The 13,850-nt window shown below is 63.0% G+C and carries 11 protein-coding genes; 3 read left to right on the plus strand and 8 right to left on the minus strand.

Annotated elements, in window-relative coordinates:
• Positions 1–42 precede the first annotated feature (42 nt).
• Positions 43–1,473: a vWA domain-containing protein gene (locus A3E1_RS0120520; RefSeq protein ID WP_020522674.1), complete on the plus strand. Its 1,431-nt coding sequence runs from the start codon at positions 43–45 to the stop codon at positions 1,471–1,473.
• A gap of 60 nt (positions 1,474–1,533) precedes the next feature.
• On the opposite strand, the gene rplI is transcribed toward A3E1_RS0120520, so the two are convergent.
• The 5 genes from rplI to A3E1_RS0120545 all read right to left on the minus strand — a co-directional run bounded on the left by rplI (position 1,534) and on the right by A3E1_RS0120545 (position 4,151).
• Positions 1,534–1,983, minus strand: coding sequence for a 50S ribosomal protein L9 (gene rplI / locus A3E1_RS0120525; protein WP_020522675.1), 450 nt, complete (start codon positions 1,981–1,983; stop codon positions 1,534–1,536).
• A 14-nt stretch (positions 1,984–1,997) separates the two neighbouring features.
• Positions 1,998–2,237 carry a 30S ribosomal protein S18 gene (rpsR, locus tag A3E1_RS0120530; protein ID WP_020522676.1) on the minus strand — a complete coding sequence of 80 codons (240 nt, stop codon included), beginning with the start codon at positions 2,235–2,237 and terminating at the stop codon, positions 1,998–2,000.
• Positions 2,238–2,281: 44 nt separating this feature from the next.
• Positions 2,282–2,812: a single-stranded DNA-binding protein gene (locus tag A3E1_RS0120535; RefSeq protein ID WP_020522677.1), complete on the minus strand. Its 531-nt coding sequence runs from the start codon at positions 2,810–2,812 to the stop codon at positions 2,282–2,284.
• Between the two features lie 97 nt (positions 2,813–2,909).
• Positions 2,910–3,200, minus strand: a complete 291-nt coding sequence (gene rpsF, locus A3E1_RS0120540) for a 30S ribosomal protein S6 (protein WP_026208648.1) — start codon at positions 3,198–3,200, stop codon at positions 2,910–2,912.
• 204 nt (positions 3,201–3,404) lie between these two features.
• The gene (locus tag A3E1_RS0120545) at positions 3,405–4,151 is read right to left on the minus strand and encodes a hypothetical protein (RefSeq protein ID WP_026208649.1); all 747 of its coding nucleotides are present in this window, start codon (positions 4,149–4,151) and stop codon (positions 3,405–3,407) included.
• A gap of 68 nt (positions 4,152–4,219) precedes the next feature.
• Here A3E1_RS0120545 and A3E1_RS0120550 point away from each other — a divergent pair, with 68 nt between their 5' ends.
• Both A3E1_RS0120550 and A3E1_RS0120555 read left to right on the plus strand, forming a co-directional pair.
• On the plus strand, positions 4,220–4,993 hold the full coding sequence (locus A3E1_RS0120550; protein ID WP_020522680.1) for a deoxyribonuclease IV: 774 nt from the start codon (positions 4,220–4,222) through the stop codon (positions 4,991–4,993).
• A gap of 7 nt (positions 4,994–5,000) precedes the next feature.
• Positions 5,001–6,806 (plus strand): hypothetical protein, encoded by a 1,806-nt coding sequence (locus A3E1_RS0120555; protein WP_157631637.1) that lies wholly within the window; start codon positions 5,001–5,003, stop codon positions 6,804–6,806.
• Between the two features lie 56 nt (positions 6,807–6,862).
• Here the strand turns inward: A3E1_RS0120555 and A3E1_RS44930 are convergent, their stop codons facing one another.
• The 3 genes from A3E1_RS44930 to A3E1_RS41240 all read right to left on the minus strand — a co-directional run bounded on the left by A3E1_RS44930 (position 6,863) and on the right by A3E1_RS41240 (position 13,847).
• Positions 6,863–8,461 (minus strand): glycosyltransferase family 87 protein, encoded by a 1,599-nt coding sequence (locus A3E1_RS44930; protein WP_157631638.1) that lies wholly within the window; start codon positions 8,459–8,461, stop codon positions 6,863–6,865.
• 82 nt (positions 8,462–8,543) lie between these two features.
• A complete protein-coding gene (locus A3E1_RS41235) occupies positions 8,544–10,973 on the minus strand; it encodes a transglycosylase domain-containing protein (RefSeq protein WP_020522683.1) in 2,430 nt (809 codons plus the stop codon).
• A gap of 75 nt (positions 10,974–11,048) precedes the next feature.
• A complete protein-coding gene (locus A3E1_RS41240; RefSeq protein WP_020522684.1) occupies positions 11,049–13,847 on the minus strand; it encodes a transglycosylase domain-containing protein in 2,799 nt (932 codons plus the stop codon).
• Positions 13,848–13,850: the final 3 nt, after the last annotated feature.

Here is a 13,850-nt window from a genome sequence, read left to right on the forward strand (position 1 = left end):
ACACGGCCGCAAACACCTGGCAGCGTCATCAGTCCATAGGGCATGCGAAAGCCACTCGCCCTCGTCGCCGTCACGCTAGCCCTCGTGGTGGCCGGCTGTTCCGCTAATAAGGGGACCAGCAACGACGCGTCCCCCCAAAAGCCAGACGGCAACCGGAACCTGATCGACACCAAAGAGGACAACACATCGACGTTTGCCCTCGATGTCGATACCGCCTCCTACACCTACGCGGCCCAGCAGATCACCAACGGAGGCTATCCCGACCCGTCGCAGATCCGTCCCGAAGAGTTCATCAACTACTTCGAGCAGAGCTACCGCGAACCATCCGGGGATGGCTTCGCCGTCCACGTCGATGCCGCGAAGTTCCCGTCTGGGCACGCCCAGTCGTCCAACAGCCGTCTGCTCAGGGTCGGGTTGCAGACCAGGGGAGAAGAAGGCGAAGAACGGCTGGACGCCAACCTGACCTTCGTCATTGACGTCTCGGGCTCGATGGCCGAGCGGGGGCGGCTCGATCTGGTTCAGGACGCCTTGCACTATCTCGTGGACCAATTGCGGCCCACTGATGCCGTCGCGATTGTCACCTTCAACGATCGCGCGCGCATCGCCCGGGAGATGACGCGAGTGTCCAATAAGGAGCGTCTGCACACGGCGATCGACTCGCTAAGCGCCGGCGGCAGCACCAATCTTGGCGAGGGGATCGTTACGGCGTACCAGCTGGCACGCGATAGTTTCCGGCAAGGCGCGACCAACCGGGTCATCTTGCTGTCCGATGGGCTGGCCAATACCGGAACCACGTCAAGCGATGCCCTGCTGAGCAAAATCCGCGGCGAAGCCGACAAGGAGATCTCGTTGCTCGGCGTGGGTGTCGGCAGCGAATACGGCGACGAGCTGATGGAACAGCTGGCCGACAAGGGAGACGGCTTCGTCGTCTACATCTCCGAGCGTCAGCAGGCTCGTGACCTGTTCGTCAAGAAGCTTCCCGCTACGCTGGCGATCCGCGCCTACGACGCCAAGGCTCAGGTCATCTTCAACCGGTCCACAGTGGACTCTTACCAGCTCATCGGGTACGAGAACCGCCTGATCGCCGACAAAGAGTTCCGTGACAACAGGGTCGACGGTGGCGAGGTGGGCCCGGGGCATTCCGTTACGGCGCTTTATGTCGTGAAGCTGCGCGAAGGCGCTCAGGGGCAGGTCGCGCAGGTCCGAGTGCGCTGGCTGGATCCCAAGGACCGCTCAGCCGACGAGAAGTCGGTCTCCATCAAGGCTGACGAGTTCGGTGACTCGTTCAACAGCACGGATGCCACGTTCAAGCTGACCTACGTGGCCGCGTTCTTCGCTGAATCCTTGCGGCGCAAGCCATCTGCGCCGCTAAGCCAGCTGCTCGAGATCGCCAGGGAGGCCGAGCCGGAACTGGACAACGCGGCGGTGCGGCAGCTCATTGAGCTCATCGACAAGATGCAGCGCCGAGGTTAGTCCAAAAACGACGGTGCTCCCCAAGCCACGGGGGCGTGGGGAGCACCGTCGTTTGCGTATTTACTTGGCTGCGACGACGTTCAGGTTGAACTTCGCTGTCACGTCGCTGTGCAGCTTGATCTGCACCGTGTAACCACCGGTGGTCTTGATCGCGCCCGGAAGCTCGATCTTGCGCTTGTCCAGCGCGGGACCACCTGCGGCCCGAACGGCCTCGGCGACCTCGCTGGCCGTGACCGAACCGAACAGACGGCCGCCGGTGCCGGCGCGAGCCGACAGCGTGACCTTGAGTCCTTCGAGCTGGCCTTTGAGCTCGTTGGCCTGGCCGAGGTCGCGGATCTCACGAGCGGCACGCGTCCGCTTGATCGTGGAGACCTGCTTCTCGCCACCCTTGGTCCAGCGAATCGCGAAGCCCTGCGGCAGCAGGAAGTTACGGCCGAAGCCGTCCTTGACCTCAACGATGTCGCCGGGGGCACCAAGGTTCGGCACCTCGTTGGTAAGAATGACCTTCATTGCGGTGCCTCCTCTCAGCGACCGGTGGTGGTGTACGGCAGGAGCGCCATTTCACGGGCGTTCTTGACCGCACGGGCGATCTGACGCTGCTGCTGCGTGGTAACGCCAGTCACCCGGCGAGCGCGGATCTTGCCGCGGTCGGAGATGAACTTGCGCAGCAGCGCGGTGTCCTTGTAATCGATGTAGGCGATTCCCTCTTTCTCAAGCGGGTTCACCTTCTTCTTTGGCTTACGCAGGGCCGGAGCCTTTGCCATTTCTCGTTTCCTTCAGCTTTTCGCCGGAGCTGCTAGCACTCCGGTCAGAACGGTGGTTCGTCGTCGAATTGACCGCCACCCGAGTTGCCGCCTGCCGGAACCGAGGTCGCCCACGGATCGTCGGCGTAACCTCCGCCCTGGCTAGGTGCACCGCCACCGCCAGAGTTGCCGCCGCCACCGCCGCCGAAGCCTCCGCCACCGCCGCCGGAGCGAGACATCTTCTGCACCTTCGCCGTGGCATACCTCAGCGACGGGCCGATCTCATCGACTTCCAGCTCCATGACGGTGCGCTTCTCACCCTCGCGGGTTTCGTAGGTGCGCTGGCGCAGCCGGCCGGAAACGATCACGCGCGAACCGCGGTGAAGCGACTCGGCGACGTTTTCGGCGACCTGGCGCCACACCGAGCAAGCGAGAAAGAGCGGCTCGCCGTCTTTCCACTCGCCGGAAGCGCGGTCAAGTGTCCGTGGCGTTGAGGCGATACGGAATTTCGCCACCGCGGCACCTGACGGAGTGAAGCGCAGCTCAGGGTCATCGGTCAGGTTACCGATGACGGTGATGGTGGTTTCTCCAGCCATAACTCAGCTCCTCGTATCACACATGTCTGTTGTTCAGGCTCCCACAGCCCTGCGACAGGTTGTGTGAAGGGCAGGCTCGGATAGCTCCAGAGTGTCCTTAACGGACGTCTGGACGGATGACCTTGGTACGCAGCACGGACTCGTTCAGCTTGAGCTGACGGTCGAGCTCAGCCACGGCCGCAGGCGTGGCCTGCAGGTCGATGACGGCGTAGATTCCTTCGGCCTTCTTCTTGATCTCGAAGGAGAGCCGGCGACGGCCCCACACATCGAGCTTTTCGACCGAACCACCGGACGTCCGGATCACGTTGAGATACGTGTCGAGCGACGGGGCAACGGTGCGTTCCTCGAGACTAGGGTCGAGGATCACCATGATTTCGTAATGACGCAAGACTTTCTCACCTCCTATGGGCTAGGCGGCCCCGGACGATCCGGAGCAGGAGGTCTTAGCGACCGTCGAAGTTTAGCCGGCGGGCTCACCTGGGCAAAAAAGACCGCGGAGCGTACTTCCGACTGCTGGGTGGGACCTGGGGAGGAACGACCACACCGACGAGATGGAGAGAAACGCTCCGCGGAGACTTGGTGTTTGAACTTGTTAGGCGAACTCAGCGCGAGTTGCCCGCTGTGTGATAATAGCGCGGATTGCACCGGCTGACACACCTACGACACACACTGTCGCGATAATTGCCAAAAGTCCGATTGGCCCCTTATCCACCGGCCCCGAAGTGCTAGTCGGCTTCTTGGCCGAGTTAACGACCGTGGCCGGTGATGACTCGAGGGTACCGCCACTGCCATCCGGTGTGCCACCAGGCACATTCGTGACCGCACCAGGGAAAAGCGGGTCTTCGGGCAGTTCCGGCAACGCAGCTCCCGGCGAGCTGCCCGGCTGGGCGTTGCCCGGGACACCCGTCGACGGCTTGGCCGCCGGCTTGGATTGTGCCGGAGCGGGCTTGGCTGGAGCCGGGTTCGCTTGAGTAGGCGTCACATCGACGGTCAGCTGTTCAAACTTGGGGTTCAAGTTGAGCGCACAGTCCGGAACCATCGTCACCGCGACAGGACCGCGATGGAACTGCACCTCAACGGTCTCACCACTGGCAAGCGTCGCACTGGGCGACCCGTCGATCCTCAATTCAGCACCCATGCCGAGCGAGTTCGTCAACCGGATCTTGCTTTCCGCGCCCACGGTGATCCGTGGGGCGTCCGGCTTCGAACCACACAGCAGCAAGCCGAGCCCGCCTCCGGTGAAGTTCACGCCGGGTCCTGGGTTCGCGGCCAGCGCGGAGGCTGCTGGAAGCATCGCCAGAAAACCGGTCGCGGTCAGAACTGCTATTCGTCGGAGCATCAATCGACTCCCTCGTCGTGGGGACAGCGAAGCGGGCAACAGGTCTAACGGAGTACTAGGCTGGCGAGATGCGCATCGGAGCTCACGTCGATCGAACCGACCCATTGGCCGAGGCCAAAGCCCGCAACGCCGACGTCGTTCAGTTCTTCCTCACCGATCCGCAGGGCTTCAAGAACCCGGAGCCCCGCGAGGACGCGGAAGCGATCCGCGATAGCGGCCTGCTCGTCTTCATCCACGCCCCTTACTTGGTGAATGTCGCGACCGCGAACAACCGCATTCGCATCCCCAGCCGCAAGCTCATGCAGGCGCACGCCGAGGCGGCCGCGACGCTGGGCGCCAAAGGGCTGATCGTCCACGGTGGACACATGGGCAAGGACGCTGATCTGGCCGACGGCTTCGCCAACTGGCGTAAAGCCCTGCAGCAGCACAAGGACACCGGCGTGCAGATCCTCATCGAGAACACCGCGGGTGGCGACAATGCTTGTGTCCGCCGGTTCGACGATCTTGCCCGGCTCTGGGACGCGGTCGGTGACCTCGGGGTCGGCTTCTGCCTCGACACGTGTCACGCTCACGCCGGCGGCGAGGATCTCATCGGCATCGTTGACCGTGTGAAGGCGATCACCGGCCGCATTGACCTCGTGCACGCTAACGGATCCAAAGACGGATTCGACTCTGGGCGGGATCGGCATGACAATCTCTTCGGCGGCGGATCCGCCGGGACGCTCGACGCCGCATTGGTGGCAGCCGTGGTGAAGGCCGCGGGTGCCCCGGCCGTCGTCGAAACCCCCGGTGGGGCCGACGAGCACTCTGCCGATATTGCCTACCTGCGCGAGCGTTTGTGAGTGACTGATGGAGACAGCGGTGCCCGAAGAGGAGAAAACCGAGAGCGACGCCTTCGCTAACTTTGGGCCCGCTCCAGAAGAAAACCCTTCGTGGGTACGCCGTACAACGCGCGCGTTAGGTAAGTTCTTCTCGCACGAGTGGACGATCGCCGCGACGTTCTCCGTAGTTATCTCGGTCATCCTGACCTGGCCCACCCTGAAATACCCGGGTCACACGCTGCCGGAAGACCTGGGCGACCCCACGCTCGTGGCGTGGATGCTGTCGTGGGGCGGGCACGGGATGCTGACCGACCCGCTGCATGTGTTCAACGCCAACAGCTTCTATCCCGAGCCGTTAAGCTACGCCTTCACGGACACTCTGCTCGGCTACTTCCCGGCGGGCATGATCGGTGAAGGTTTCACGGCCGCGCTCGTGCGCTACAACATCATGTATGTGCTGGTGCAGGCACTCGCCTTCTTTGGCGCCTATGTGCTGTCACGTCAACTGGGCGCGGGCAAGACGGGTGCGGCCGTCGCTGGCGCCGCCTTCGCTTTCGCTCCATGGCGGCTGACCCAGGCCGGGCACATGCACATCATCTCGACCGGTGGCATTGCCCTCGCGCTCGCGATGCTCGCGCGCGGTCATGGGTTCTCGTTCAAACACGGCTACCGGCCAGAGACGGCTAAACCTGGCTGGGCGCTGGCCGGTTGGCTCGTCGCCGCTTGGCAGATCAGTCTCGGCTTCGGCATCGGCTTGCCCTTCGGCTACGTCATGGGCGGCATCGGCCTCGTCGCGCTGACCCTCCTGCTGGTCCGCCGGTTCCGCCACGGCCCGTTCCCGTTCGGCTGGAAGCTTTTCGCCGCCGACACCGCTGGTGTGCTTGCCTTCGCGGGCACCACGATCGGCATGGCCCTGGTCTACCTGAGGGTCGCTGAGCTACACCCGCATGCTGTGCGCAGTGAAGCAGAGGTCAACCTTTACTCGCCGCCGTTCCTCGGGTTCTTTGTCGCCCCGGAGTCGTCCGCGATCTGGGGTGAAGCACACGCTGTCGCCCGGGAAACGTTGCCAGTGAAGCCCGAAATGACGATGTTGATCGGTTTCGTCATCTGCGGGCTGGCCGCAGCGGGACTGATCATGTCGTTGTGGACGATCCGCCAGCGCCTCTTCCTATTACTAGGCGTTGTCGTGACTCTGTTCCTCGCGATGGGCAGCCAAGCACCCGGCGGAGGACGCCCCGGCTACCTGACGCTCTACGACATCCTTCCCGGCTGGGACGCGCTGCGCACCCCGGGACGGCTCGTCATCTGGACCACGCTTCTACTTGGCATCCTCGCCGCCGGAGCGGTCAGTGCCTTTGTTGATCAGGTGAAAGAGCTTCCGTCGGTGCAGGTGTCCGGCCGCCCGCATCCGGTGGTACGCCTGCTGTTGCTCCTGCCGGTCGTGCTCGTCCTGGGCGAAGGCCTCAACAACACCAAGCATCCGGTGATGACACCACCGCCACCGTCACTGGCGACGGTGTCCGGCCCGATGCTCGTGTTGCCGTCGGACACTTATTTCGACATGCACGTGATGCTGTGGCTCACGAAGGACTATCAGCAAATCGTCAACGGCGGCAGTGGCTTCTCGCCGATGGTCACGCACCAAATCCGCGAGGCCGCCAAGAACTTCCCCGATCAGGCCAGCGTCGATCTGCTACGCAACCTCGGGGTGCGGCACGTCGTGGTGCTGCGGCAAGCGGCCGGCACGGACTACGCCAAGGCGCTCACCGACGACGGTGCCTCCCTCGGCATCGAACGCGAAGAACGCCCCGACGCGATTATCTTCCGCCTCTAGCAACGTCGGTTTAACGGAAAGCCCGGAGCGTGTTCACGCTCCGGGCTTTCGTCGCTCTAACCCTTGGTGCCTGCCGGGGTGAGCCAGGGTTGGCGTCCAATCCGGACGATCGACGCTGGTTCGCTTGCCTCACTGGGCAATTCGCGATCACCGTCGTCCGGATCGCCTCGGTAGACGGCACGCACGACGTCGAGCTCAGGGCGGCGGATTTCACGGACCACCAAGGCGATCAGCATGATCACCGTGGCGAGCCGGAACAGCGAGGCGAAGATGAAGACCTTCTCCGGGAAGACGGGCGAGCCGCTCGCTCCCATGAGTTCGCCGTAGAACGCGAGGAAGTAACAGACCTCGGCCACTTGCCACACGAGGAAGGCTCCCCACTTCGGCCGGGCGAGCACCAGAAGCGGCAACAGCCAGAGGTTGAACTGCTGCGACCAAACCTTGCTCGTGACAAGGAAAATCGCCACGACGAGGAAGGCCACCTGCCCCAAGCGCGGCGGAACTGGCGCGGTGAAGATCAGAGCACCAATGGCCAGGCACGAAACCACGAACAGCACCCGTGACCACGTGTTGATCGCGTCGACGTCGTTCCAGAATTGGCCCCAGATGCCGCCTAGGAACTCGCCGTCGATGAACCGTCCAATGTAGAAAGACGTCCCCCAGTCGATCGGGCGAGTCTCGCTCAAGTCCCAGAACTTCAGCCAGTCCTTCATGCTGATCAGCATCACCGGCACATTGATCACAAGCCAGGTCACCGCAGTCGCTGTGAAGGCTTTAGTCGCGCGCGCGAGACTGCTTCCGTGGAAGGCATGCCAGACAAACTGTGCCGAGGACGCCAACAGTTCTGGAATATCGCGCTCACGGAAACTGGTTACGACACGATCACGAGCCGCGAACGCGCGGTCTGACAGTTCGTTCTTTCGGATCGCCAGCAGCAGCAACGGACCGAGCAGGAACAGCGGCCACAGTTTCGCCGACGTGCCGAGTCCAAAGAAGAGTCCCGCGAGCCACGGCCGTCGCTTGGCCCAGAACCAGATCGCGGCAATCGCGAGCACGATCGCCAGCAGGTCCCAGTTGACTGTCGCGGTGACAAACATCGCGGGGGAGAGCGCGAAAAGCGCCGCGTCCCAAGGTCTTCTGCGTCTCAGCGAGATCAGCATCGCGACCGTAGCGACCGCGAAGGCCGACAGCACCAGGGCGTTGAGGTTATAGAACCATTGCCCCTCGTTGATCTGAATCTGTTCGCCTAGCGCGTTCACCGGTAGCCCGAGCAGACCCATGAACACGCCGGTCAGAACCGGGTACTCCACCTGGTGCTCATCGGGAACCGGAGTCTCCGGAACGTAGGGAATCTTGCCGTCGACCAGTCCCTCGGCGTAATAGAGCGCGAGGACGTCGGTGTAACAGAAGTTCGTGTACTGGCTGAGGTTCACCCAGGCGCCGTCTTGGCACGGAGACTTCTGGACCCAGTGGGCCATGAGCATCGCACAGGTGAGGGCCAGGATGATCCGCGCCGCGGTCATGACCTTCCCGCTGTGGCGGCTGGGTTTCTCCGGCACCGAGTGCTGACCACGCGGGCCACCGACCGCCTGCGACAGTCCAGAGACGAAGGGATCTTCCCGGCTCGGGGCAAGCACGTGTCGGTGATCGCTCATGATGAAGCCTCGCTCATAGACCGACATCCTGCCGTACCGAGCCCGGCCGGGCCACTACTGTCCACCCGGCCGGGCATCGTGGTTACGGCGACTTGGTAGGAGTCACGGTCGGCGTCGGCTTCTTGGTCGGCGTCACCGTCGGGGTCGGCGGGGCCGTGGTCGGCGGCAATGTCGGCTCGGGTGAGGGCGACGGCGACTTGCCGTTGCCGACATCCTTGCTGCCGAACGCGCCATGCACCTGGCTCGTCAGCTTCTCAGGCTTCAGCTTGAGATTCTTGTTCACCAGGTTCATGTAATTGCCCCAGATGGTCTTCACATCGCCAGACCCGATCGAGCTTCCATTCCCCTTCTTGATCGGGGTCTTGTTGTGATCGAGGCTGCCGATCCAGATGCTCGTGGCGACCTGATTGGTGAATCCTGTGTACCAGGCGTGCGCGTTCTTGCTCTTATCGATGCCGTTTTCCCAGGTTCCCGTCTTGCCCGCGCGCTCGAAACCGCCCTGCAAGTTGGGGCCGATGCCCTTGAGCACGCTGGTCACTTCGTCAGCGATGCGCGCTGGAATGACTTGCTGCCCGCCGATCTTCGCGTCGCCCTGGGCCAGCTTCTCCCACTCACCGGTCTTGTTGTTCTTCCGCTCGACCTTCGTCACGAAGATCGGCTTGTTGTACACACCGTGCGCCGCGAACGTCGCCGTGCCACTGGCGTGGTCAAGCACCGTGATCGGGTACTGGCCGATGCCCACATAAGGGTCGAACACATTGGACGGAACGCCCTTGCTGATGTCATAGGGCTTGACCGGATCGGTCGTCCAGACCGTGCGAATGCCCGCGCGCTTGGCCATATCCAGCACCTTGTTGGCGCCGATCTTGTCGGCGATAAGCCAGAACGGGGTGTTGTAGGACTGCACCGTCATCTGCTCCAGCGTGCAGAACTCGCCACAGCTGACGTCAGCTTCACGGTTGGCGTTCTTCAGGTCGACCTTGTCACCTTCGGACTTCTTCATTTCGTTGGAGTCCCAGTGCGACAGCGTGGAGATATTCGCCTCGACGGCGGCCGCCAGGGTGTACATCTTGAACGACGAAGCGGGCTGGTGCGGCTCGTCGACTCCGGCCCAGTCCTGATCCGTGCCGTTGTTCGTGCCGCCGTAGTACCCCAAAACCTTGCCTGTGCTTGGTTCGATGGCGACCGCGGCACCGACGATGTTCGGGGGCATGCCCGCGACCCAAGATCCTTCACGCGCCCGGTTCAGCTGAGCTTCCAGCGCGTCTTGAACGCTCGGGTTGATGGTCGTGGTGATCCTGAGACCGGCGTTCTTCCAGTTGCCGAGCTCGTTGTCGTTGAGGTACTTGACGACTCCGCGCTCTTCGAGCTCGCGGGCCACGTAGTTCACGACATAACCGGTGCCACGATCGGTCCAGCCCCAGGCTCCCGCTCCCACGGCGGGGTCAAACGGCTGTAGCTCACCGGGTTGTGGTTTGGCGGGATCGGCGGGGGCGGGGTATTTCAGCGCCGCCTTCTCCTGCTCGGAGAGCCACTTCATTTCGATCATGTTGTTGAGGACGTAGTTCCACCTGTCCTTGGCGGCTTCCGGGTTGTTCGCCGGGTCGTAGCCCTTGTGGTCGCCTTCGGCTTCCGGCTGGCGCAACACCGCTCCGAGGACGGCCGCTTGAGCCACCGTCATCGTGTCGATCTTGTCTGGCGGAATCTTGAAGTAAGCCTCGGCTGCCGCACCCACCCCATAAGCACCGCGTCCAAAGTAGACGGTGTTGAGGTAGAAACCCATGATCTGTTCTTTGCTGTACTCGTCTTCAAGCTTTCGGGCCATGACCGCCTCGCGCAGCTTTCGCGCGTAGGAGATGTCCATGTCGTTGGCGGCCCGGCGCGCATATTGTTGCGTGATCGTCGAAGCCCCTTGCTGCTCACCGTTGGTGAGGTTGACCCACGCCGCGCGGCCGATGCCCCACAGATCGATGCCGTCGTGGTCGTAGAAGTTCTTGTCCTCACCGGCGATCAGCGCGTCTTTGACCTGCTTGGGCAGTTTCTCCATCGAGACTTCGGAGCGGTTCTCCGTGCCGAGCTTGGCCAGTTGCGTCGTGTTGTCAGCGGCGTAGATCTCGGTGGTGTTCTTCAGCGCCAGCTCATCGGGGCGAGGAACGCTGTCGTAGAAATACGTGGCACCCATCAACGCGACACCCGACAACAACACCACGACCGCGGCCACAGCGATGATGATGTTGCGGCGCTGGTTCTTTCGCTTCTTCGCCCCAGGCTTTTTCGTCTTGCCCGGAGTCGCGGCCGCCCCAATGACCGGCTCAGGGGCGTAGGCACCGGCAGGGGAAACGGGACGCACAGACGCCCGGCCCCGGACAGGCACGGCCGGCGCGGGTTCTGGCTCAGCATCAGCTTGGGGGACGTAGGCACTAACCGACGCCCGCCCAACCACTGGCACAGCCGGCGCGGGTTCTAAACCCGGAACGTCATCTTCCGGGTGGGGATCGTTAAGCATGCTCATCTTTCACACCATTCCGGTTATGAGTTGGGGAGCCGGCCATCAAGCCGGCTCCCCAAGCTGATCTGCCTCACCTATCTACGGTCTGTATGGCGGAAGCGACGGCTCCGGGATGACGATTCCGCCACCACGGCCACCACCCCCTCCACCGGGACCACCGCCACCGCCTGGGCCACCACCACCGCCTGGGTTCTGGGTCGGGCAAAGCGGCGTGCCGGGGAACATGCAGTCTGGAGCAGCCGGCGTCGGGGAAACGCCCGTGCCGATGTCCTTGCTGCCGAGCTGACCACCGGTGCCGTTGGACAGCCGCGACACCTTGACTCCGGCCGCCTTGTTGTAGTCGTTCATGTACAGGCGCCAGACATCCTTCGGGAAGTCTGAACCCATGTTGCCAGCCTTGAGCAAGTCGCCCGTGCCCGCTTTCTTGATGGGCGTTTTGTTCTCGTCGTTACTGCCGAACCAGATCGCCGTAGCCATTTCGTTGGTGTAGCCGGTGAACCACACGTGTGCGTTGGTGTCCTTGTACACGCTGGTCTTGCCGTCTTCCTTCTTCAGGCCGTTCTCCCACGTTCCGGTCTTGCCGGCCGCGTCGGTTCCGTTTGACAGCTTCGGCGCGATCTTCTTCAGCACCGAGGTGACCTCGTCGGCCACAGTCGCCTTGATCGTCTGCTGCGGCGCGAGCTTCTCGTCACCCTGGCTCAGGCGCACCCACTGACCCGTCTTGCGGTCCTTCTGCTCGACCTTCGTGACGAAGTGCGGCTTGTTGTAGATGCCGTGGTTGGCCAGCGTCGCCGTTCCGGTCGCGTGATCCATCACGGTGATCGGGTACTGCCCGAAGCCCACGTGGTAGAAGAACGGGTCAGTCACGTCGATCTTGTCTTTCGACAAGTCGTGTGGCTTGAACGGGTTCGTGCCCCACATCGTGCGCACGCCGGCCTTCTGTGCCATTTCGACGATCCGCTTGGGCGAGATCTTCTGGGCGATCTGGAAGAACGGAACGTTGTATGACTTGACCGTCATCTCTTCCAGCGTGCAGTAGGTGAGACAGGCAAGCTCACCCTCACGGTTGGCGTTGCCCAGGTCGAATTGGGAACCGTTGACACCCTTCTTCAGCGGAGTCGGGTCCCACATCGAGTGGATCGAGTAGTTGGCGTCAATCGCCGCGGCCAACGTGTAGATCTTGAAAGATGAAGCCGGCGGGTGCGGGCGATCCGCTCCAGCCCAGTCATCCTCAACACCACTATTCGTTCCGCCGTAGTAGGCGAGCACGCGGCCGGTCTTGGGGTCGATCGAGACACCGGCGCCAATGATGTTTGGCCGCTGCTTGGCGATGGTGGACTCAGGGATGCCCCGGTTGAGCTGACGCTCCAACGCCGCCTGCGCCACGGGGTTGATCGTGGTGGTGATCCTCAGGCCGGCGTTCTTCCAGTTGCCCATGCCCTTGTCCTTGAGCAGCTTCACGACGCCCAGCGCTTCGAGTTCCTCGGCCACATAATTGACCACATACCCCGTTCCGCGGTCGGTGTATCCCGTGGCACCACCGGCGTTGGATTCGTTGTATTTCTGGAGTTCGCCAGGCTGCGGCGCCTCTGGGTTAGCCGGCTCCGGATACTTGAGGGCGGCGCGTTCCTGCTCAGTCAGCCACTGCTTCTCAATCATGTTCCCGAGGACGTAGTTCCAGCGGTCCTTCGAGTTGTCCAAATTGAAGTGCGGGTCGAACCCGTTCTTGCCTTCTGGCTGCTTGAGAATCGCTCCGAGGACGGCCGCCTGCGACACCGTCAACGTGTCAATCTTGTCTGGCGGGATCTTGAAGTACGCCTCCGCCGCGGCACCAATCCCGTGCGCGCCCCGTCCGAAGTAGACGGTGTTGAGGTAGAAGCCAAGGATCTCTTCCTTGGAGTATTTGTCTTCCAGCTTGCGGGCCATGACGGCTTCACGCAGCTTACGGGCGTAGGTGACGTCGAGGTCCTGTGCCGCCTGACGCGCGTATTGCTGGGTGATCGTCGAAGCACCCTGCGTCTCACCGCCGGTGAGGTTGTTCCACGCCGCACGCCCAATGCCCCACAGGTCGATGCCGTCGTGCTCCCAGAAGCCCTTGTCTTCGCCAGCGACCAGCGCCTGCTGAATCTGCTTGGGGAGCTTGGACATCGCGATCTCGGTGCGGTTCTCCGTGCCGAGTTTGGCGAGCTGGGTGCCGTCGGCCGCGAAGACCTCGGTGCTGTTCTTGAGGAGCTGCGCGTTTGGCGGCAGCACCTGGTCGTAGAAGTAGGTGCCACCGATCAGCCCACCGCCGGCCAGCAACACGAAGACGGCCACTCCCGCGATGGTCCACTTCTGCCACTTGGCCCGCTTGCGCTTGCTGCTCTTCTTAGGGCGGCGCTCGCCACCCTCTTCTTCGCCTTCTAGGCCCGGTGGCCGGACCGAAGCACGGCCCGCGCCGGACGGCGGGGGAGCCAGCAAGGCCGGACCCCGGCCCGATGACATCGGAACACTCGCGCGCCCGGTCGGGACACTCGCCCGGCCCGTCGCCGGAGGGCTATAGGGCTGCGAGACGTAGCTGTCGCCATAACCCTGGTCGGGGTATTCCTCATAGCCTTCGCCGAAGCCCCGGCCGTCGTAGCCCGAGCCATTTTGCGCCGGGTAGGTGACGTAGCCGCCACCCGCGCTCTCGTAGCTGGGCTCTTGGTAGCCGTTGTTCTGATACCCGTTGTTCTGATACCCGTTGTTCTGGCTCTGATAGTCGTCGCCGTAGTAACCAGCGTCGCCGGAGTAGCTATAGCCATCCTGCTGAGGGACAGAGGCCCGGCCAGCGTTGTTCTGCTGGTAATAGCCGTCGTCGTATTCAGAGCCGGCGTGGGGGTCGCCGTACGAAGTCATCTG

It is taken from the genome of Catelliglobosispora koreensis DSM 44566 (genome assembly GCF_000379685.1).
GTDB lineage: Bacteria > Actinomycetota > Actinomycetes > Mycobacteriales > Micromonosporaceae > Catelliglobosispora > Catelliglobosispora koreensis.

Excerpts from the sequence above, each read along its gene's own strand:
- A3E1_RS0120520 (WP_020522674.1), top strand. The coding sequence starts at position 43 with ATGCGAAAGCCACTCGCCCTCGTCGCCGTCACGCTAGCCCTCGTGGTG.
- rplI (WP_020522675.1), bottom strand. The coding sequence starts at position 1,983 with ATGAAGGTCATTCTTACCAACGAGGTGCCGAACCTTGGTGCCCCCGGC.
- rpsR (WP_020522676.1), bottom strand. The coding sequence starts at position 2,237 with ATGGCAAAGGCTCCGGCCCTGCGTAAGCCAAAGAAGAAGGTGAACCCG.
- A3E1_RS0120535 (WP_020522677.1), bottom strand. The coding sequence starts at position 2,812 with ATGGCTGGAGAAACCACCATCACCGTCATCGGTAACCTGACCGATGAC.
- A3E1_RS0120545 (WP_026208649.1), bottom strand. The coding sequence starts at position 4,151 with ATGCTCCGACGAATAGCAGTTCTGACCGCGACCGGTTTTCTGGCGATG.
- A3E1_RS0120550 (WP_020522680.1), top strand. The coding sequence starts at position 4,220 with ATGCGCATCGGAGCTCACGTCGATCGAACCGACCCATTGGCCGAGGCC.
- A3E1_RS0120555 (WP_157631637.1), top strand. The coding sequence starts at position 5,001 with ATGGAGACAGCGGTGCCCGAAGAGGAGAAAACCGAGAGCGACGCCTTC.
- A3E1_RS44930 (WP_157631638.1), bottom strand. The coding sequence starts at position 8,461 with ATGAGCGATCACCGACACGTGCTTGCCCCGAGCCGGGAAGATCCCTTC.
- A3E1_RS41235 (WP_020522683.1), bottom strand. The coding sequence starts at position 10,973 with ATGAGCATGCTTAACGATCCCCACCCGGAAGATGACGTTCCGGGTTTA.
- A3E1_RS41240 (WP_020522684.1), bottom strand. The coding sequence starts at position 13,847 with ATGACTTCGTACGGCGACCCCCACGCCGGCTCTGAATACGACGACGGC.